Genomic DNA, 20,563 nt, shown 5'->3' on the forward strand with positions numbered 1-20,563 from the left:
TGCATGGGTGGGGGGCGGCGTTACTTCAGGCTCCCGGCCAGAAACTGCCGGAGGCGTTCGGACTGCGGGTTGACCAGCACTTCACGGGGGTCGCCGCGCTCTTCGACCATGCCCTTGTGCAGGAACACCAGTTGGTTCGAAACCTCGCGGGCAAAGCCCATTTCGTGAGTCACCACCACCATGGTGCGGCCTTCCTGCGCCAGATCCTGCATGACTTTAAGCACTTCGCCGACCAGTTCGGGGTCGAGGGCCGACGTCGGCTCATCGAACAGCATCACTTGCGGTTCCATCGCCAGTGCGCGGGCAATGGCCACGCGCTGCTGCTCGCCACCGGACATATGCGCCGGCCAGGCGTTCATGCGGTGCGCCACACCGACTTTGTCCAGGTAGTGCACGGCCTTTTCCCGTGCCTCTTTCTTGCCCAGGCCCAGCACATGCACTGGCGCTTCCATGACGTTTTCCAGAGCGCTCATGTGTGACCACAGGTTGAAGTGCTGAAACACCATCGATAGTTGCGAGCGCATGCGTTGCAACTGTTTGGGTTCGGCCGCCTTCAGTCCGCCGAGCTTGTTGGCCACCAGCTTGAGCGGTTCGCCATTGAGCACGATATTGCCCGCATTGGGTTGCTCCAGCAGGTTGATGCAGCGCAGGAACGTACTTTTACCAGAGCCACTGGAGCCGATGATGCTGATCACGTCACCGGCCTGTGCCTGCAGGGAAACGCCCTTGAGCACCTGATGCGCGCCGTAGCTTTTATGCAGGTCTCGAACTTCAAGTTTGTACATGGTTTGAACTCTCTGGAGTCAGTCGCTGAGCAAGCGACCCTGGCGAATGGGGGTGACGCCTGCAACCTTGGCCAGCCACAATCCAGGCTGGGCAAAGCGCAGCCGTTCGCGGGCATAGAGAATGCCGTCGGTGCTGGCGCTCACCACGCTATGGCGGTCGGTCAGCGGGTCGATGACTTCGAACAGCGGATCGCCGACCTTGACCCGGGCGCCCAGCGGTTGCAGAAAACTCACCACACCCGGGTGGGGCGCACAGGCGTACTGCGCGCCGGCGAATGGCATGGCCTGGCAATGGCTCGGCGGTGCCGCTGGCCATTCACCGCTGATCAGGCCTTGTTCGGCGAGATACCCGAGAATGGCTTGGGCACTGTCGAGGCATTGCTCGCGTTCGGTGTCTGCCATGCCCCGCAATTCGATGGTGGTGGCCGCACACGCCAGGGGAATATTGGCTTCGGGAAACAGCTCGGCCAGGCGTAACCATGCAATGGCGCAGGCTTCGTCGAAGGCACTGCCGCCCGCATCTTCGGCCAATAACGTGACCCCCGCGCCGAGGCGAGCGGCCAGTGATTGCAAGCGTGGCCAGATTTGTGGCATCGCATACATCAACATGATCGATTCGAAATCGCAGTGCAGGTCCAGCACCACATCGGCGTCACAGGCATGCTGCAGCAACAGGCGGCGCAGGCCGTCGAGTTCCGAGGTCGGTGCCGGCATGGCGGCCAGGGCATCGATCATGGCGCGGCGGATGAGTGCGATGTTGGCATCGGCATCGTCGCCCAATCGGCCTTCCAGCAGCGGCGCAATGGCATCGACCAACACCGGGAAGTCGCGATTGAAATTCTTGCCGCTGGAGAACTCGAAGCGCCCCTGATGGGTGGCCTGGAACATCTGGGCGATACCGATCGGATTGGCCATGGGCACCAACTCGATCACCCCGCTCAGGCGGCCTTGGGTTTCCAGTTCCAGAAGACGGCGCTTGAGCTCGACGGCAACGCGCATCCCCGGCAATTCGTCGGCATGCAGTGACGCCTGGATGTAGGCCTTGCGCGGTCCGCTGCCAAAACGAAACAGTGACAGCGTTCGCTCGGTGCCCGAGGCACTCCACGGCAACAGGTATTGAATGTGCTCCATAGCAGCTCCTTAGTGCTTGCGCGGTGCCAGGTACGCCAGCCAGCGGCGCTCGGCCAGCTTGAACAGGCGCACCAGGATGAAGGTCAGTGCGAGGTAGATGAGGCCGGCGGTGATGAACGCCTCGAACGGTAGATAGAAGCGTGAGCTGACCGTGCGCGCGGCCCCGGTGATATCGACGAGGGTGACGATGGAGGCCAGGCTGGTGGTTTGCAGCATCATCAGCACTTCGTTGCTGTATTGCGGCAATGCCCGGCGCAAGGCCGATGGCATGAGAATGCGGCGATACAGGGTCAGGCGTGACATGCCCATGGCCCTGGCGGCTTCGATCTCGCCAGGGTGGGTGGCTTTCAGACTGCCGGCCAGCAGCTCGGCGCTATAGGCGCTGGTGTTGATCGCGAAGGCCAGGCAGGCGCAAAAGGTGGCGCTGGACAGGTAAGGCCAGAGCACGCTTTGGCGCACCGCTTCGAACTGCGCCAGGCCGTAGTAGATCAGGAACAATTGCACGAGCATCGGCGTGCCGCGAATCACGTAGGTATAGAGCCAGGCCGGGAAGTTGATCAGCGGCGATCGCGACACTCGCATCAGCGCCAGTGGCATCGCCAATACCAGACCCAGCGCCAGGGAAATGAGCAGGACTTTGAGGGTCAACAAGGCGCCATTGAAGTACAGCGGCAGGTTTTCCCAGATCAGGTTGTAGTCGAGAATCATGGGTGGCTCCCCCTCACAATTCGGCGGCTTTGATGCCGACCGAGTAGTGTTTTTCCAGATAGCGCAGCACCAGCAAGGACAGGCTGGTGAGCATCAGGTACAGCGCTGCCACCGCGAGGAAAAACGTAAATGGCTCGTGTGTGGCATCCGCTGCGTTCTTGGCTTTGAACATCATGTCCTGCAAGCCGATCACGGAGATCAGCGCAGTGGATTTGGTCAGCACCAGCCAATTGTTGGTGAACCCGGGGATGGCGAAGCGAATCATCTGCGGCACCAGGATTCGCCAGAACACCTGCGCACCGCCCATGCCATAGGCCACGCCAGCCTCGGCCTGACCCTTGGGGATCGCCATGAAGGCGCCACGAAAGGTTTCCGAGAGGTAGGCGCCAAAAATGAAGCCCATGGTGCAGACGCCGGCAATAAAGGGGTTGATGTCGATATAGCGGGTGTAACCGAGCGCCAGGGCAATTCGGTTCACCAGATCCTGGCCGCCGTAGAAGATCAGCAGGATCAGCACCAGGTCTGGAATGCCGCGAATCAGGGTGGTGTAGCTTTCCCCGAGCAGGGCCAGCCATTTGAGCGGTGACAAGCGAAAGGCCGCGCCGATCAGGCCCAGGGCAATCGCCATGGACATGGACGTCAGGGCCAGATTTATGGTCAGCCAGGCGCCATCGAGAATGCTCGATCCGTAGCCGTGAAGCATGATGAAGTTCCTCAAGCGAGCGCCGCGAGGCGCGCAAGACAAGCCCCGACAGGTGCCTGCGCAGGGCCGGCGCCGGGGCTGGGGTCAGTGGGGCAGGGGTAAGGCCTACTCGCCGTAGATATCGAACGCGAAGTACCTGGTCATCACTTGCTGGTACTTGCCATTGGCGCGAATGGCGTCAATCGCGGCACTCAGGCGCGCAACGTTGGCACTGTCGCCCTTGCGCACGGCGATCCCGGCGCCCCGGCCAAAATACTTCGGGTCGTTGATGTCGGGCCCCGTGAGTGCGAAGCCCTGGCCGGCGGGTGTCTTGATGAAGCTCTCATCGGTGTTGACGATGTCGGCGAGGGTGGCGTCCAGACGACCCGAGGCGAGATCGAGGAAGGCTTCATTTTGTGAGCCGTAGCGCACCACGACGACGCCGGCTTTTTCCAGTTGCTCGGTGGCAAAGCGATCGTAAGTCGAGGAGCGTTGCACGCCGACTTTCTTGCCCTTGAGGTCGATCAGGGGGTCATTGATCACGTTGCCGGCCTTCATCGCGAACTTGCCCGGCGTGTGGTAGTACTTTTTGCTGAAGTCCACGGACTTCATCCGGTCTTCGGTGATCGACATCGACGACAGCACGGCATCGATCTTGCGCACTTTGAGCGACGGGATCATGCCGTCGAACTCCTGAATGACCCACTCGCACTTGACCTTCATTTCTTCGCACAAGGCGTTGCCGATGTCGTAGTCGAACCCGCTGACGTTGCCTTCGGGTGTCTTGAAGGAGAAGGGCGGGTAGGCGGCTTCGATACCGATACGCAGGCTGTCTTCGTCGGCATGTGCCAGGAAACTGAAGGCGCATAGCGCCAGAGCACCTAGAAGTTCTGTCTTGTTCATATTGTTGACTCCTGGAGGGCATTTGGGGGAACGGGTGCCCGCCATCCGGGTTGGCGCGGTGGATCAGTCCTGTGATCGGCGAGGCTATAAATGACACAATAAAATTCTATATGCAAGATATCTGAAAATAATCATATCAGTTTGCGGCATGGCGATGCTCCAATGAGTCGGGTTGAAGTGGTTGCTCAACCCATGCGTCAGTCCCTGAAGCTGTTTTTTTGAACTCGGGCTGAAAGTACTTATCCAAAAAAAATGTGGGAATGTTTCCCACGCAACGATGCCAGCTGGCTTTCAGGGATCGTGCGGATACCGCAGCAGCTCGATAATGCTGCAGATTGATGGCCGTGCCGGTTGGCCGGCTGCTCCAATGGGCGGCCGGGAACTCACTGGACATTGCGTTCGATACGGAGATGAGTACGCAACTCCATGCGGAGGTGCATCATGCTGCTCAAGAAATGTTTATTGGCTCTGGCCATCGGTGGAGTCCTGTCGGCATCGACTGTCCTGGTGCCCGACTACATCGGTAGTTTCTCCAGCGTGTATGCCAAGGATGGCGGCAGCGGTGGAGGCGGTGGAGGTCACGGTGGCGGTGGCGGTGGCGGCGCTGGAGGTGGTGGCCACGGCGGTGATGGAGGTGGTGACGGTGGAGGCGGTCACGGTGCTGGCGGTGATGGAGCCAAGGGTGGCGATCATGGCGCTGCCGGCCATGACGGTGACGGTCATGGAGGTCCGGGGCGCGGCGACGCTGACCATGGTGGTGTAGCCGGGAACAAAGGCCCGGGCAATGCCCATGACAACGACGCTGACGACGCTGATCACGATGCAGACAACGATGCCGCCGATGCAGCCCGGGACGCTGCCAAGGCTGATGACAAGGCAGCCCGTGACGCGGCCAGAGCGACTGCGGATGCAGCCCGTGATGCGGCAAAAGCGACTGCGGATGCCGCCCGGGACGCCGCCAGGGCTGAAGCTGATGCAGCCCGGGATGCCGCAAAAGCTGCTGGCTTGGCGGACGAAGACGCAGACTCCGCCAGGGACGCTGCCCGTGCCGCTGCAGATGCAGCGAGGGACGCGGCCAAGGCCGACGCAGATGCCGCCAGGGATGCTGCCCGGGCTACCGCGGATGCCGCGAGGGACACCGCCAAAGCCGAGGCGAAGGCAGCCAGAGAGGCCGCCAAGGCCGTGGCGAAGGACGCCAGGGAAGATATGGCGGACGCCCCGGATGCCCCGGACGAGCCGGATTTCGACGCGGTCGAGGTAGAGAACTAAGCCTGCACGTTCGGCAATGAACACCGCAGGCATAGCAGTAAAGAGTCGCAAGCCCTGAAACGTCGTGGGGTTTGCGACTTTTTTCGGTTATCGGGCCTGGGGGAACATTTCTACAGTCAGATCGACCGCTGATTCACGCGCTGAGTCAGTTCCTCTGCGGACTCTTTGCGTTCCGAGTAGCGGTCTACCAGATCGGGGCGATCCCGTAGCAGCAGGGTAAATTTCACCAGTTCCTCCATGACGTCCACCACCCTGTCGTACAACGACGAGGGTTTCATGCGATTGGCGTCGTCAAACTCCAGAAAAGCCTTTGGCACGGAAGATTGATTGGGGATGGTGAACATGCGCATCCAGCGGCCCAGCACACGAAGCTGATTCACCACATTGAAGGACTGGGAACCGCCGCAGACCTGCATGACCGCGAGGGTTTTCCCCTGGGTCGGGCGAACGGCGCCCAACGCCAACGGCACCCAGTCGATTTGCGCCTTGAACACTGCAGACATGGAGCCGTGGCGCTCTGGCGAACACCAGACCTGGCCTTCGGACCATTGCATCAGTTCGAGCAGTTCCTGGACTTTCGGGTGATCGGAGGGCGCGTCGTCCGGAAGCGGCAGGCCTGATGGGTTGAAGATCCGAGTCTCGGCGCCGAAGTGTTCGAGCAACCGGGCCGCTTCCTCGACCAGCAGGCGACTGAACGACCGTGCACGAGTCGAGCCGTACAGCAGCAGGATGCGTGGCTTGTGCTGGTCGTCGCGTCCGGCGATGGGCTGGGTCAGTGACGTGTCGAGATTGGGCAGGGGATGGGTCATGGGGGCTCCGGTCAAAGCGTGCCGATGCGGTCGAGTTCCCGCTTCAGCGCATCGCGGTCAAGTTGTGCAAAAGGCAGGTCGAGCAATGCCCGGCAACGCGTTTCGATGTGCGCCAGGGTTGAGTGGAACGCCGCCGATACCGTCGCTTCATCGCCCTTGATGTCCGATGGGTCTTCCAGGCCCCAATGAGCTTTCAGCGCCGGCCCGAAGTACACGGGGCACGCCTCACCGGCGGCCTTGTCGCAGACCGTGATGACGATGTCCGGCGGGTTGGCTTCGAACGCCTCATTGCCTTTGCTGCTCAAACCGTCGATGGCGATGCCGGCCTCTTGCAACGTGCTCAGGCTGCGGGGCAACACCTGGCCCTTGGGGAAGCTGCCGGCACTGACCGCCTCAAAACCTTCGGGGGCGAGATGGTTGAACATGGCTTCGGACAGGATGCTGCGACAGCTATTGGCGGTACACATAAACAGAACGCGCATGGTGATTCCTCTTTGCAGTCGCACAGGGCTAGACGCTCAGGCGCAGGGCCAGGGCAGACAAGGTGATGAACAGGATCGGCAGGGTCAGGACCACGCCGACCTTGAAGTAGTAACCCCAGGTAATGCGGATGCCCTTGCGCTCCAGGACATGCAGCCAGAGCAGGGTGGCCAGGCTGCCGATAGGGGTGATCTTGGGGCCCAGGTCGGAACCGATGACATTGGCGTAGATCATGGCCTCGCGCACCACACCGGTGGCGTCGCTGGCCTGGATCGACAGGGCACCCACCAGCACCGTGGGCATGTTGTTCATGCCCGATGACAGCAAGGCCGTGAGCAGGCCAGTGCCGAGCGCGGCGCCCCAGATACCGAATTCGGCCAAGTAGTTCAGGGCCATGGTCATGTAGGTGGTCAGTCCGGCGTTTTTCAGCCCGTACACTACCAGGTACATGCCCAGTGAAAAGATCACGACCTGCCAGGGCGCTTCACGCAGTACCCGTCGCGTTGAAATCACATGCCCACGCGCCGCCACGGCGAACAGCATCGCGGCACAGACCGCTGAGATGGCGCTGATGGGAATGCCCAAGGGTTCCAGGGCAAACAGCCCGATCAGCAGCAGCGCCAGGACAAGCCAGCCGACGCGGAAGGTCAGGGGATCACGCACGGCGCGTCGCGGATCCATCACGTCATCGAGCGCGTAATGCCTGGGAATGTCACGCCGGAAAAACCAGTACAGCACCACGAGCGTGGTCGCCACGGCAACGAAGTTGACCGGCACCATGATGGCGGCGTATTCGCTGAAGCCCAGGTTGAAGTAGTCGGCCGAAACGATGTTGACGAGGTTGGACACCACCAGGGGCAAGCTCGCCGTGTCGGCAATGAAACCGGCCGCCATGACGAACGCCAGGGTAGAGGCTGGCGAAAAGCGCAGTGCGAGCAGTATTGAAACGACGATGGGGGTCAGGATCAGGGCGGCACCGTCGTTGGCAAACAGGGCGGATACGCCGGCCCCCAGCAGTATCGTGAAGATGAACAGGCGCCGCCCGTCACCCTTGGCCCAGCGCGCCACATGCAGTGCCGCCCACTGGAAAAACCCGGCCTCATCGAGCAGCAGACTGATGATGATGAGCGAGATGAAGGTCGCGGTGGCGTTCCAGACAATGCCCCACACCAGTGGGATATCGCCCAGCGTCACGACGCCTGCCAGCAGGGCCAGGACGGCCCCCAGGGAGGCGCTCCAGCCGACGCCCAGGCCCTTGGGTTGCCAGATGACCAACACCATGGTGAGCAGGAAAATGGTAAACGCAGTAAACATGCACAGTCTCGATGAATGAAGGGTTAGCAGCAGGCGGAAGTGTTGAGCGGACGGTCGCCCATCGCGGCAAGGCGAGTACTGTCGTTCGCAAGCCAGTCGGCGTTTGCCAGCAAGGTTGTCTCGAGAACGTCGCGAACCCACGCGGGCAGTTCGGGGTTCAGTCGGTAATACACCCACTGTCCCTGGCGGCGGTCGAGAAGCAGGCCGCAGCCGCGAAGCTGGGCAAGATGGCGGGAAATCTTGGGCTGGCTGTCGTCCAGGGCGCAGACCAGCTCACACACGCATAACTCGCCTTCACGGGTGATGAGCAAGGTGGCCCGGGCGCGGGTTTCGTCGGACAGGCATTTGAATACGGCGGCAGGATTGAGCATTGGCGTGGCTCGATACATATGGTTATTCGAATATACGATTCTCCATATGTTTTGTGCAAGCCGCTCTGACTGAGAAGGTAAGGCTCGGTCCGGCCAGGATGTTCAGGTATGGGATAGACTCGAGCCAATTCGGCACAAGACAAAGGAGAGGTGGTGAATGGAATCGTTTAGCGTACGCGAGCTGAAAATGACTGACGCTCAAGCGTTGCTGGCTTTCGAAATCCACAACCGTGAATGGTTCGAATCCCATATCGATGCGCGCGACCCTGCTTTTTACTCGTTGCAGGGTGTCGCCGATCATATCGAAAGCTATTTGTCCGATTTTTCCATCGGCGCCTGGCACCCCTTTGTCATCGAGGATTGCAGTCAGAGAATCGTCGGTCGAGCCAATCTGAAAAGCATCGATTCATCGACGGGTTCTGCGCAGGTGGGCTATCGGATTGATCAGCGCGCATGCGGCCAGGGGCTGGCAACACTGGCGTTGAGACACCTGATCCAGGAGGCACGGATGCGCTGGGGACTGGTGCAACTGGTTGCGTATGCTTTCAGGGAGAATGCCGGTTCCAGAAAAGTTCTGGATCGGTGCGGATTCAAGCTTGAGCAACCCTCCTGTAACGACAACACCGGGGGCGAAGACCGATTCGTCCTGTCGATCAGATAACTGCCTTGAGCCGTTCTGAAGGCTTGCAGCAGGTCGCGCCTGCTACTCCTGGTCCTCAGCCACCTCTTTCCAGCTGTCATCCGGATCAAAGCGCTTCATCGCCAGAGCCAGTTTTTCACTCTCGGGCCCCAGGTCTTTCTCGAACACCTGGCCTTCATGACTGATCATGAAACTCATCACGCCGGTGTCGTTGTACTTCACCGGCCAGGCGATCAGCGCAAAGCCCCGGCTCATCTTGTCACCGATGAGGTAACTGTAGGCGCCGCCAGGTGCCGAAGGACCCTGGCCATTAAGGATGCGGAAGCGGTAGCCGTGCCACTCTTCATCGGCAATGGCTTTGCCGAACGATGGCCCCAACGGGCTGATCTGGTCGCTGTCGTCTTCGGCCCAATAGAGTCCGTCGTGCTGGCCGGGGGTGCTGAAGATTTTCTGCGCATACTCGAGTGCGCCGTCATGGTCCCGATCCACTGACGCATAGTCCATCTGGGCATCGTGATAGGCCAGCACCGATTGCACCGCGGCAAGTTCATTGCGGCCGATTTGACGTGCACGGATCTCGGCACTGCCGGCCTTCATGTCGAAGCGCCAACCGTCCGCGGCTTTGGTCATGGGGATGGGCAGTGTCCAGTTGTTGCTGCCAACCGCCAGGATGGCCTTGCGGTCGCTGGTGTTTTCAATGTGGTGTTGCTCGCGGTATTGCTGCAAAAATGCATCCACATCTTCGCGCTGCACGCCTTCGCGGGGGATGTAGCTGTGCCAGTCGCTGCCTAGCAGCTCGGTCAGGCGTACCTGGTCGGAGTGCTCCGTGCCCAGTGCCTCGACGAAGGCTTCGGCGGCCTTTTCCGGGGTTGGAAAGGCCTGCTGTGCCGTCGCCATGCACGACCACAACAAGCCGGCGGCTATAACCAGGACATGAGGGAGCAAGCCCGTGAGTCCCTTCAATCGAGGATGGTTTTTCAACGGCGGCCCCCCCTTTGACGCGCTGGTGGATTGGACGGCCGGCTGACCTGGTGACCGGCTGATCGCGAGGCACTGGGGCGTTGGGCGGATGCCTGGCTGGCCCGGCCTCGATTGGCCTGGACGTTGGCCTGGGACGGTGACCGTGCGCCGGCGAACGCATTGTTGCGGGCACTGCCGGCACTGGCGGCGGGCCGTTTGTTCGTCGCTTGCCGCGTCTGCGCGGAGCCTTCCCGGCGCTGATTCAACTGGGAACTCTGGTTCCTGGCCTGCTGGGTCTCTCTCCTGGGCTGCTGGTTCTCCCGGGTGTTTCTGGTCGTGCCCTGGCTTCTGTCCGCTGCCTTGGGCCTGTCTGCACCGGCCTGCCGTCGATCGCCGCCCGCAGTTGCGGACTGGAGTTTGCGCGTTTGATCACGGGCTTCGCGGTTGCTGGTGGCAGGTCGTTCGATACCGTGCTTGTCCATTGAGGTGCGGGCATTTTCACGGGCCTGGGCGCGTTGGGCATTGTCTCCGCGATAGGCTTCCCGCTGATTGGCACCATTGAGTTGGCGACCGTACTGTGCGCGGCTCGCATTGTCCCGATAGGGCACGCCATTGCGATGCACCGGGTTGTGCTGCCATTTGTTGTTGTTGATCCGGTTGTTGGCATTGATGTTGTTGTAGCGATTGACGTCGATGTCGACGTCGTTATTGCCCCAGTCACATTCACCCCACAAGGATCCAACGATCGCCACACCGGCGCCAAACGCGAGTCCGGCCATCAGCGCCTGACCGGGGTAATAGGCCGGTGGCGGTGGATAGTACGCGGGCGGCGATGCCGGGTAGGCCCAGGTGCCGTAGGTGGTTGTCGGGTTATAGGTGGGGACGTACACCACCTGCGGATCGGCAGGCTGAATGATGATGGTGGAGTTGCTGGCCGGGGCCGCTTCAGGGGCCGGTGCCGCGTTCGTGGTCGCCGGTGCCGACGGCGCGACATTCTGGATCGTCACGTTCTGATACTGGTTGCTCTGCAGATTGCCGGCGGCCTGTGCCTGGCGACGCAAGCGTTGGGCGCTTTCCATGAGATCGTCGGGCTGCGCCAGGAAGGCATCACCCAGGCGCTGGACCCAGACGGGGTCCTGCCCCAGCATTACCAGAACCTGCGGGAAGGCGACCAGCGCCTGCACGCTCGGATCCCAGGGCTGGTTCGCCACCTGTCTGACCGCATCGTCACCCTTGGCGTCGGGGTGCGCCTTGGACCAACTGACCGCCTCGCCGACTTCCCCGGGGTAGGTGGAGGCCATCAGCACCTGTGCAAACAGTGGGTCCGGGTAAAGCGCAATGGGCGCCAGCATCTGATCCAGCTGTTCCTGGGTAAACACCGGATCCTTGGCCACCGGGGCGGCGGGCGCTGCCGTGGTCGCGCTTGCCGGAGCGGGGGCAGCGGCGGCTGTCGGTGTGGCGGCGGTCCCATTCGTATCCAGTGCCAGGCAGGACGATCCGCTCAAGAACAGTACAGCCGACAACGCGTAAAGTAATGGATTGTGCATTGCACCCCCCATGGGGTCAGGCAGGCTTGAAGTGGGTGGACCAATCCCTGGCAGGTGAAGCCGACTTTGCAAGCCACAGAGCCTGGCCTCGACACCGCTTCCTAATGGTAGCAGTTGATTTGGAGAGTCAAGGCTGCCTGTAAAATTGCGCGTCGATCACTGGGCGCTGGCATCGCTTTCGTGTTCTTCGGCGAATGCCATGAACACATCCAGGTCCAGCACATCCAGCTTGATCTGGGCGATGAACGCCGAGAAGGCCAGGTTGGCGGCCAGCAGGCGCAGGTCGGTGGCCCAGGCAGGAAGATAGACCGGCCCCTTGAGCCAGCCGGAATCGAACAGGGGCGCCAGGCGCACGGTGTCACCCAGGCTGAGGCGCCCGGCAAACAGATGCCCCACCAGTTCCGGCCGGTTATCGCGAATTGCGATACGCAGCAGGGTGTGGACACCGAGCAAGCCGGTCAGGTAAGCGGCATCCTTGGTGAACGCCGAACCACCCCGCAGGTCGGTGCCGCGCAATACCCTTTGGGTCGAGCGGAAGGATTCCTCTTCTGTCTGCCCGGCCGCCAGAAAACCTTCGAACACCTGGATGAAGTCGGCACCCTCCAGTGCCTGCTGGACGGCGAGCACGCGCAGGGCCAGGCGACGCAGGCGGTTGATGTCCATGCTGCCGGTGAACAGTTCGGCCAGGGTGGCAATGCCTTCCTGGGTCTGGGTGGTGCGGGGCGCTCCCAGGCCCAGGCTTGTGAGGTTGGGCTGGCGCGCGCCGTTCTGTGCCGTGGCGACATGCACGAAGGCTTCGTGTTGCAACAGCTGATGCTTGTCCAGTTCCGAGAACAGCGCGCTGGCCCGCAGGCGGATGCGGCTCGATCCGGCGATAGCCTTGGCGGCCAGGTTCGGATCGAGCACGACTGTGATCTGTCCGGCGCCGAAGAAGCGGTCAAGCTCCGGTTGAATCCAGGCGGCGAACGCCTTGGCCGGGATCTCGGCCGGGCAGGGTGGAATCCGCGCACCGCCCAGCAGGGCGTCGGTGGTCTTGAGGAAGAACCGGGCCGCGTCGAGCATGCTCAGTTGCAGGCGTGTGTAATAGAAGTCCGGACGCCGGTACAGCGCTGACGAATATTGGGTAAAGGCAGGAGTGCCAATGGCCCCCAGCATGTGTCCGGCCGTGGCATAGCTACGGGCAGTCATGGCCAGGAAATTCCCGGCCGGATGCCCCACATCGCAATGGCTGATAAAGGTTTCCAGGGCGGCGATGTCGGCGCTGTGGTCGCGGGGCTGCAACTCGACCTTGGGTAGCTCGGCCCGCCCGCCGCGCCATTTCGTCAGGAAGTCTTCCTCGACGCCGTCCGGCCAGGACAGGGCATCCAGCACGCGGATCTTGCGGGTCAGGCCGGGCAGGGCGGCATCGAGTTCGGACAGGGCGGCGGCGCTCATGGATAGCTCCTTGAGAGACGAAGTGGCGTTACAAAAGCTTAGTCGTCGCGTGCGGTTGCGTACGTTTGCGAAGACAGGCAAGCGGCCTCAGAGCAGGCTCCACGACACCCCGAGGTACATCGCCATGCCTTCCCCCGGGGTGGAGCGTGCCGCGTCCAGCCCTTTGTCGTCGTAGCCCGGCGTGACCGTGGCGGCATAGTGCTTGTCGGTCAGGTTGCGCAGGTCCAGCCAGGTCTGCCAGTCACCCTTGGGTGCGTTGTAGCCCAGCGTCGCGCCGAATAGGGCGTAGGGATCGGCGTAGTAGCTGTTGGCGTAGTCGACCGCCACTTTGGACACCCATTGCGTGTTGACCGTGGCGAAAAAGCCTTGTGGCCAGTCGTAGCGCAGTTCGCCCTGGTAATAGTGCATCGGCAGGCCCGGCAGGCGGTTGTCGCCGAAGCGTTCATCGTCGCGGTAATGGAAGTCACTGAAGGTATAGCTCTGGCGCAGGCTCAACTGGCCGCCATCGTCGGGCGACCAGAGGGGGCTCAGCAGGCTGGCTTCCACACCCTGGTGCACGGTGGGGCTGGCGTTGAGTTCGTAGGGCGTGGTGGCGTTGGCGTCCGGCAGCACCGAAAGAAGTTCGTGGCGCACCTGGGCGTAGTACCAGGCCAGGCTCCATTGTCCCAGCGTGCTGTCCCCGCGACCGCCGATTTCCAGGGTGGTGGCGGTCTGGTTTTGCAGCGTGACCGGTTGGCGCTGGGCGCCCGTGGCGACGCCGCTGCCTGCGGGGAATCGGATGTTCGAGCTATAGATCAGCGACCACGGGTGCGGTGCCTCGACCGAGCGGCTGAGATTGCCGAACAGTTGCAGGTCCGGTGTCAGTTGGTAGCGCAGGCCCACGCGTGGGGCGTAGTCCCAGTCGTGCAGGCTGGTCTTGCCACCTTCCGGCGGGTAGGTGACATCGCTTTCACGGCGGGTGTAGATCGCGGCGAGGCCGGTGGTCAGCCACAGGTCGTCGGCGATCTCCAGGTCATTGCCGGCATGCAGGACCGTGTCCGAGCCCTGGTAGGTGAAGTTGCGGATCAGCGTGCCCGGTGCATAACCGGCGGTATTGCCGGTGGGGATGCGCACGAACTCGCTGGCACCGGCGTTGGGCAGGTGTTTGGTCATTCGCAGGCCCAGGGTGCTTTGGCTTTCCAGCCCCCAGAGCGTGTCGCGACGCTTGTAGTCGAACGTGCCGCTGACATCGGTGTATGCCACCTTCAGGCGGTTGGGGCCCTCGCGCAAGTCCATGGGGTAGTCGTGGTAGACAAGGCCGGTCTGGATACTCGAATCGTCATCGATGTACCAAGTGGTCTTGTTGCCGATAAAGGTGCTGCCCGGCTCGTCGCGGCGGTCATCCCGCGCCACGTAGGCCGGGTTGGCCGCCCGTGGGTCGTGTTCGATGGAGTGCTTGGTCACCCGTCCCGCGAGGTCGTTGTCGGTCTGGCGGTGGCGCAGGTAGAAGCGCGTTTGCAGGTTGGGGTTGAAGCGGTAACCGAAGTTGGCGATGACCCCCTGGCTCTCGCTGGCCGTGTGGTCCTGGTAGCCGTCGGCGTTGGCGTCGGTCATGGCCACGTAGTAATCGAAGTCACCCAGCACCTGTCCGGAGCTGACCTGACGCTGCTGATAGCCGTGACTGCCCGTTGCGTAGCGTACCTGCAACTTCGGCGCGTCGTAGCCGGTATGGCTGACATAATCGATGGCCCCGCCCAGGGCCAGGGCGCCCCGGTCGAACCCGTTGGCGCCGCGCAGCACTTCCACATGGTCGAGCCACAGCGGTTCCAGCAATTCATAGGGCGTGCCGCCGGGACCGGTCAGCGGCAGACCGTCGAGCAGGGTGTACAGCCCCGAGGCGTGGGCGCCCGGGGCACGGTTGATGCCCGACCCGCGGATCGAGATCTTCACCCCTTCGTTACCCGCCGACTGGGCATAGATCCCCGGCTGGTAAGCCAGCACATCCTGGTTGCTGGCCACGCGGCCCTGCAACGGACGGCGCATGTCGACCACGTTAGTGCCTCCGGGCACCTGGGCCAGCCGGGCCCTGGCGTCCTCGATTCCCTGGTCTTCGTCGCTCTGGTCCTCGGCGCCAATCAGCACTTGTCCCAGCTCCAGGCCCTGCGCCTCGGTCATGGCCGGACAAACAAGGGCCAGGCCCAGCAGCGCAGCGGGCAAGGAATGAGGCGAGGGCATTGGGAAAACTCCAGACGTACGGGAACGGGCAATGAACAGTGCGACGCAAGAAGGTACGAAGGGAGCACATGGCAATTTTGTTATTTTTTTTCCGCCAAGGGCTGGCGGCTATCGGTTCAGCAGCGGTGCCAGCAATGCACACATACCGCGCCAGTGCGAACCCTCCCAGTAAACCCGTTGGCAGGCGTCGCAGCGCAGGAAGTGCGAATAGAGGGCGCCGATGCGTGGCGGCACCTGCGTCCGGGCCAGTTCCAGGCTGATCTCGTGCAGCGGCAGGTTGCAATGAAGGCACAGGCTGAATGGCCGCGCACTACGCGCCAGGTCGAGGCGCTCGTACAATTCGCGCAACTGCAGCGAGGGTTTCAGGGCATGCACATAACAGCCGTGGCTGATGATTCGCCGCTTGAGCAGTTCGCGGTCGCGGGTCAGCACGATGCGTCCTTGCTGCGCAGCGATCTCGGCGATCTCGCCATCCTCGAAGCCATTGTCGTAGAGGGTGTCGAAGCCGCTCATGCGCAGCAGGCTGGCCAGCCCGCCAAGGTGCGCATCCGCGACGAAACGCAGCACCCTTAAAGGTTGCGCACGAATTTTCAGCAGGGGGCTGATGTCCAGCGCTTCGAACTTGGGATACACCGCCAGCCGGTCACTGTCGAGGATCACCCGCTCCAGGCCCACCGACTCGCCGTTGAGCAGCACCAGTTCGACCTCGGTGTGCGGCACCCCGAGCGCCTCGATCATGTGCTTGACCGTCGCCCCTTGCGCGCACTGGCAGGTGAAGGGTTGCCGCCGCCGTTCGGCCGGCAGGAAATCGTTGAGCTCATCAAAGAAGCGGAAAGTTGCACTGGTCATGTTGAACAGTATGGCAGGGCTGCGGGGTGAGCGAGGTTGGTCGGGACATCTTCTGAATCGCCCCTGGTTTTGTCTACGTTGAATGACCGTTTGCCGGATGGCCGCATTCGTCCCATGGCGCTCACGTCAGGGTGTCTAGGGACCCTGGACGTAAAACAGGTGGGCTAATAGTTATGGTGCGTCAAGATCAGCACGTGTTTTGCGAAAAGTCAGGTAGCGGGCGTCTTCCGCAGCGAAAATCTCTGGGCCAGCTCCCATGTATGCGCGCATTAGCTCATCTGCTGCGCGGTCATCTTGACCATCATCGAGCAAAACCTGTCCAGGACGCAGGTGCAAAAAAGAATTTCCAATCCCGCCAGGGCTATCTGAATCGCACTTGATTTTGTAGCTTGATGGCCCGGGAAACTCCCTGTCGCAGAGTGGTCACTTTCGACCCGAAACGGACAGTCGAAGAGACAGCTGATAATGAAGTAGTTCAGTCAGGTTGAGCGTGTCCTTCCAGAATCTCAAATCCATCATCAAGGGGGGCGTATCCCACAACTTTTCTGGTCTTCTCGATAGAAAGTCGCTTATATCTGTTATCTGAGACCCCGTGGATAACATGAAATCCGCTCAGCTCGGCCTCGACGCAATTTTTAAGTAGTGCAACAACATCCCTGACACTAATAAAAGCAGCTACATCCCTGTGACTGTGGTTTTCCCCTTGGTGAAATATAGCTACGTTTGCAATACGGACTGCGATTGTTGTCATTTGACCATCGTTTGCATACATCGAAGCCAGAGCTTCCCCGAACGCTTTGCTGACCCCGTATAGATTGCCTGGCTTAGGTGCCATACATTCATGTATCTGAACATCCTCTGGATAACCTTCGATAGCCTGAGCGCTGCTCGCAAATATAAAGCGCTCGCAGCCTTGAGCCTTTGCGGCGAATAGCATGTTGTAGGTGCCCACAATATTCACAGGGAGCAGGGAGGTCATGAAATCGGCGTCTGGGCGAGGGTCAGCAGCTAGATGAATCACTGTATGTATGCCTTCGCAAGCTTCAAGGCAACTGGCTTGAACGCTGATGTCGAGAGCGAAACGTTGTGCCGATTGCGGAAGTGTTGATACATCTATGTCGGCTAAACGCAAATCCGATTTATCGTAATACGCTTTCCAAAAAGCGCTGCCGATTCGGCCCGCAGCACCTGTGATTAAAATTTTTCGCGCGTTCATTTTCAGCATGTCCTTATGGTAAACGTCACTGTAGCTTCCCAGCGTCGTGGTCGGTTGACAACTTCCAATGAGAGTAACAAGTGTCAATACGTCCGCTTCTGGCCGTTTTCTGCCTGTGGTGACCGGCTGAAAACGACCCCAAGCGGACACCGATTCAAGGTTCTGTGGCTCGTACCGGCCTCGTCGCCGGCAAGCCGGCTCCCAAAGGAATACCATTTGACTCCAAGACTGCGCTGCATCTCTGGGAGCTGAGCTTGCTGGCGATGGCCGCGGAGTGGCCCCGGCATCCTGTTGTCCGCTTGGGGTCGATGCGCAGCGAGAAAGGCTTTGTATTCAAAATACTTAGATCCCCCCCCCAAAAATCTCAGAAAAGATCAATGATGCTGTCAGCGCACCGACGTGCGTCATAGCTGATTTGACGATTGCCGCTGATATCCCCGATCTCATCTACAGTGGCCACCACGAACTCCTGGATAATTTTCTCTAGCGCTTCTTGCAGCGGTAATTCCTTGTTGAACGAAGCAAGCGTGCGCAGTTGTCTCATTTCGAGCTCATCGTCTGCTAGTTCGCCCTTCATGTTGCTCATCAAAACTCTAATGTAGAAGGTAAAGATAAGTTGATCGATGTTGTTTCCCATCGCTTCAGCGAGATGCAGCAGTTTGGCCAGTAGACTCCGGGAGCTAGTTGAGTTGTCCAGTGAGAGGAGCGCCTGGACACCTTCGCTCAGCGTGTAGGTTATCAGCCTCGGATCTACACGTCGGTTGGCTAGCTCAAGCCGGAGATAGGCGATGCTGTAGATCAGAAACTCCATCGTGGCCACGTCGTTCATTAGGCCAATTACATGGTTTCGATCGATGTACTCTTTCCTCAACCGCAGTACTGTCTTGGCCAAGAAGCCTTGGACTTCTCTTCGTAGCGCAGCAGATTTGCTGGACTTGTTATCGCTCAATACATCGCCGATGAAGTTGAACACAGCGCTCACGTGTTTATCCGTCTGGATCGAGGTGATCAAATTGTCCTTTGGCCAGCGGCGAAATCGGGATGAGCTTTTCTCCTCGTCTACCGGAGCAGTGGCTGTCGGTTGTTCAGTCACGACTTCCACGCTTTCAAGCTCCACTATGGCTTCAGCCTGCTCAGGCAGGCGGGCGTGGAGCCGGGGGCTGGGTTCGATCAGTTCAGCGACGGCAGGTGCGCTTTGGGAGGCGGATTCAGGGGAAGGCCAGATTTCAGCAGTCTGATCGGCAGGCAGCGCAGCAGGCGTGATGATAGGCTCCGGTTTAGCGGCATGTTTTGCTTGCTGCAAGTATTGTTCGACACTATCAAACAGGTGGACTAGCGTACCTCCCGAAGGCTGTGTCAGCTTAATCACCTGCCGCTCGTTAATGTAGAGCGTTGACGTCATTAAGCTTTTCTTGACGAAGACTGAGGATACCTTCGAAAGGGCATAGCGGAAGGGGTCACAGAAGTTTTCCTTCCCGCAGATCTCGTTCGCAGTGATGATGACGCCTACTTTTGCGTTACCAAAAACCGTCTCATCGATAAGCAATTGGATGTCGTCATAACTGACATCTGGGCAGTACGAAGCGATAGCGTTGTAAGCTTTGTCGCGAGGTATGTGCGGCTTTTTGTGAATTTTTTCCGCGCGGCCCAGTTCGCCAATGAACTCTAACATCGACATGTGCATGACTCCCTTCATATCCTGATTGCGCATAGGCGCTTAGGCGCCGAGCATGAGTGGCCACATGCTACTATGCGCATTCGCTGGATCCAAGCTAGAAGCAGCCTTGCTGAGAGCTTCATTCGTGAACGCCCGCCCAACTCAACTTGCGTGAGTGAGGTCGGCATCCACTGATGCGGCAGCAACTGCCCGATCTCGCTCGTCCGCGGTGTCGACAGTCGCGTCAGAACATTGAATCGCCCCTGATTTCGTCAGCAATGAATGACCGCTATTGGCCGGTTTCTGCCTGTCACGATAGGCAGAAAACGACCCAAAGCTGCCGGTCAGCAAAGGCTAAAATTGACCGATTGCCGCCCCTCATCGATCGTAACGAACCACTCCCCCTCATCTTCGTCACACCACTGCCGCTTCAATCGTTCTGGAACGCCAGGCATAAGCCAACACCATCAGCAGCCCCAGAGCAGCCATTGCCGCTCCGGCCAGGGAAATCGCCGGATAACCCAGACCGCCGTTGATCACCGCTCCGCCCAGTGCTGCGCCAATCGCGTTGCCAAAATTGAAGGCGCCAATGTTCACCGCAGAGGCAAGATTGGGCGCGTCCTTCGCTGCTTCCATGACGCGCATCTGTAGCGGCGGCACCAGGGCGAAGCTGGCGATACCCCATATCAGGATGGCAACGGCGGCCGGCAGCGGCCAACGCATCAGAACGGTAAACGCCAGCAAGACGAGAATCAGCACGCTCAGCGAAACGATCAGGGTGCGATCTATCGAGCGGTCGGCGGCCTTGCCGCCCCACATGTTGCCCAGCGTCAACCCCACACCGAACAGCACCAGCATGGCGGTGATGTAGGCGGTGGACGCATGGGTCTCGCTGCTGAGGATCGGCGCGATGTAGGTGAAGACGGTAAACATTGCGCTCGATCCGACTACGGTCAGGGCCAACGCGCCCAGCACCGGACCACGCCCCAGTACCCGAATTTCGGCCATTACACCGACGCTTTTCGGCGTCTTCAGGTTAGGCAGGGCGAACCACAATGCGGCCATGGTCACCACGCCGAGGCCGGTAATTCCCCAGAAAGCGGTGCGCCAACCGAACAGTTCACCAAACCAGGCGGCCAGCGGCACACCGCCGATGGTCGCCAGGGTCAGGCCCATGAACATCGCCGCAACCGCCCCGGCACGTTTCTGCGGGGCGACCACGCTGGCGGCGACGATGGAGCCAACGCCAAAAAATGCACCATGGTTCAGTGAGGTCACCACCCTGGCGACCATGAGGCTGTAGTAATCGGTGGCCAGGGCTGACATCAGATTACCCAGGGTGAAAATCGCCATGAGCCCGATCAGCAGATAGCGCCGGGGAATCCTGCCGGTGGTCAGGGTCATCAGCGGTGCGCCGAGCAATACGCCCAGCGCATAAGCACTGACCAGCAAACCGGCGGCGGGAATGGAAACGCCCAGATCCGCAGCGATACCCGGCAACATGCCCATGGGGGCGAATTCTGTTACGCCGATGCCAAAGGCACCGATGGCGAGCGCGACAAGTGGTGGATTGATACGCATGGAAGGCTCCTTA

19 protein-coding genes are annotated in these 20,563 nt (G+C 60.6%); 2 read left to right on the top strand and 17 right to left on the bottom strand.

Annotation, left to right across the window (positions count from 1 at the left end):
• Nucleotides 1–20 precede the first annotated feature (20 nt).
• The 5 genes from ACMDB8_RS10945 to ACMDB8_RS10965 all read right to left on the bottom strand — a co-directional run bounded on the left by ACMDB8_RS10945 (nt 21) and on the right by ACMDB8_RS10965 (nt 4,209).
• Nucleotides 21–785, bottom strand: coding sequence for an ABC transporter ATP-binding protein (locus ACMDB8_RS10945; protein ID WP_409079318.1), 765 nt, complete (start codon nt 783–785; stop codon nt 21–23).
• An 18-nt stretch (nt 786–803) separates the two neighbouring features.
• Nucleotides 804–1,916, bottom strand: a complete 1,113-nt coding sequence (locus tag ACMDB8_RS10950; RefSeq protein WP_056722968.1) for a succinylglutamate desuccinylase/aspartoacylase family protein — start codon at nt 1,914–1,916, stop codon at nt 804–806.
• A gap of 9 nt (nt 1,917–1,925) precedes the next feature.
• Nucleotides 1,926–2,624 carry an ABC transporter permease gene (locus tag ACMDB8_RS10955; protein WP_046040453.1) on the bottom strand — a complete coding sequence of 233 codons (699 nt, stop codon included), beginning with the start codon at nt 2,622–2,624 and terminating at the stop codon, nt 1,926–1,928.
• Between the two features lie 13 nt (nt 2,625–2,637).
• Nucleotides 2,638–3,327 (bottom strand): ABC transporter permease, encoded by a 690-nt coding sequence (locus tag ACMDB8_RS10960; protein WP_046040455.1) that lies wholly within the window; start codon nt 3,325–3,327, stop codon nt 2,638–2,640.
• A 105-nt stretch (nt 3,328–3,432) separates the two neighbouring features.
• Entirely contained in the window at nt 3,433–4,209 is a 777-nt protein-coding gene (locus ACMDB8_RS10965) for an ABC transporter substrate-binding protein (RefSeq protein WP_056722964.1), read from the bottom strand.
• A gap of 441 nt (nt 4,210–4,650) precedes the next feature.
• Here ACMDB8_RS10965 and ACMDB8_RS10970 point away from each other — a divergent pair, with 441 nt between their 5' ends.
• Nucleotides 4,651–5,478, top strand: a complete 828-nt coding sequence (locus ACMDB8_RS10970; RefSeq protein WP_409079319.1) for a hypothetical protein — start codon at nt 4,651–4,653, stop codon at nt 5,476–5,478.
• 116 nt (nt 5,479–5,594) lie between these two features.
• On the opposite strand, the gene arsH is transcribed toward ACMDB8_RS10970, so the two are convergent.
• Genes arsH through ACMDB8_RS10990 form a run of 4 tightly spaced genes read right to left on the bottom strand, consistent with a single transcriptional unit; the run spans nt 5,595 to nt 8,452 of the window.
• Nucleotides 5,595–6,287, bottom strand: a complete 693-nt coding sequence (gene arsH, locus ACMDB8_RS10975) for an arsenical resistance protein ArsH (protein WP_056722956.1) — start codon at nt 6,285–6,287, stop codon at nt 5,595–5,597.
• 11 nt (nt 6,288–6,298) lie between these two features.
• Complete coding sequence (locus ACMDB8_RS10980) at nt 6,299–6,769, bottom strand: arsenate reductase ArsC (RefSeq protein WP_056722955.1); 471 nt, start codon at nt 6,767–6,769, stop codon at nt 6,299–6,301.
• A gap of 28 nt (nt 6,770–6,797) precedes the next feature.
• Nucleotides 6,798–8,081 carry an arsenic transporter gene (locus ACMDB8_RS10985; RefSeq protein WP_409079320.1) on the bottom strand — a complete coding sequence of 428 codons (1,284 nt, stop codon included), beginning with the start codon at nt 8,079–8,081 and terminating at the stop codon, nt 6,798–6,800.
• A 23-nt stretch (nt 8,082–8,104) separates the two neighbouring features.
• Nucleotides 8,105–8,452 carry a metalloregulator ArsR/SmtB family transcription factor gene (locus ACMDB8_RS10990; RefSeq protein WP_056722953.1) on the bottom strand — a complete coding sequence of 116 codons (348 nt, stop codon included), beginning with the start codon at nt 8,450–8,452 and terminating at the stop codon, nt 8,105–8,107.
• Nucleotides 8,453–8,609: 157 nt separating this feature from the next.
• Between ACMDB8_RS10990 and ACMDB8_RS10995 the strand changes: the two genes are divergently transcribed.
• On the top strand, nt 8,610–9,113 hold the full coding sequence (locus tag ACMDB8_RS10995) for a GNAT family N-acetyltransferase (protein WP_409079321.1): 504 nt from the start codon (nt 8,610–8,612) through the stop codon (nt 9,111–9,113).
• Nucleotides 9,114–9,155: 42 nt separating this feature from the next.
• Here the strand turns inward: ACMDB8_RS10995 and ACMDB8_RS11000 are convergent, their stop codons facing one another.
• From ACMDB8_RS11000 to ACMDB8_RS11035, 8 genes are all read right to left on the bottom strand, one after another.
• A complete protein-coding gene (locus ACMDB8_RS11000) occupies nt 9,156–9,989 on the bottom strand; it encodes a DUF2950 domain-containing protein (protein ID WP_056722951.1) in 834 nt (277 codons plus the stop codon).
• Nucleotides 9,990–10,069: 80 nt separating this feature from the next.
• Entirely contained in the window at nt 10,070–11,599 is a 1,530-nt protein-coding gene (locus ACMDB8_RS11005) for a DUF3300 domain-containing protein (protein ID WP_056722949.1), read from the bottom strand.
• Nucleotides 11,600–11,755: 156 nt separating this feature from the next.
• Nucleotides 11,756–13,033 (bottom strand): tyrosine/phenylalanine carboxypeptidase domain-containing protein, encoded by a 1,278-nt coding sequence (locus ACMDB8_RS11010; protein ID WP_056722948.1) that lies wholly within the window; start codon nt 13,031–13,033, stop codon nt 11,756–11,758.
• A gap of 87 nt (nt 13,034–13,120) precedes the next feature.
• Nucleotides 13,121–15,247 (bottom strand): TonB-dependent receptor family protein, encoded by a 2,127-nt coding sequence (locus ACMDB8_RS11015; RefSeq protein WP_409079322.1) that lies wholly within the window; start codon nt 15,245–15,247, stop codon nt 13,121–13,123.
• A 108-nt stretch (nt 15,248–15,355) separates the two neighbouring features.
• Nucleotides 15,356–16,096 carry a Mut7-C RNAse domain-containing protein gene (locus ACMDB8_RS11020; protein WP_056722940.1) on the bottom strand — a complete coding sequence of 247 codons (741 nt, stop codon included), beginning with the start codon at nt 16,094–16,096 and terminating at the stop codon, nt 15,356–15,358.
• A gap of 475 nt (nt 16,097–16,571) precedes the next feature.
• A complete protein-coding gene (locus ACMDB8_RS11025) occupies nt 16,572–17,312 on the bottom strand; it encodes an NAD-dependent epimerase/dehydratase family protein (protein WP_056722938.1) in 741 nt (246 codons plus the stop codon).
• Between the two features lie 364 nt (nt 17,313–17,676).
• Nucleotides 17,677–18,990, bottom strand: coding sequence for a hypothetical protein (locus tag ACMDB8_RS11030; RefSeq protein WP_409079323.1), 1,314 nt, complete (start codon nt 18,988–18,990; stop codon nt 17,677–17,679).
• A 393-nt stretch (nt 18,991–19,383) separates the two neighbouring features.
• A complete protein-coding gene (locus ACMDB8_RS11035) occupies nt 19,384–20,550 on the bottom strand; it encodes an MFS transporter (protein WP_223541878.1) in 1,167 nt (388 codons plus the stop codon).
• Nucleotides 20,551–20,563: the final 13 nt, after the last annotated feature.

The sequence above is a fragment of the Pseudomonas monachiensis genome (genome assembly GCF_047345015.1).
Classification (GTDB): domain Bacteria; phylum Pseudomonadota; class Gammaproteobacteria; order Pseudomonadales; family Pseudomonadaceae; genus Aquipseudomonas; species Aquipseudomonas monachiensis.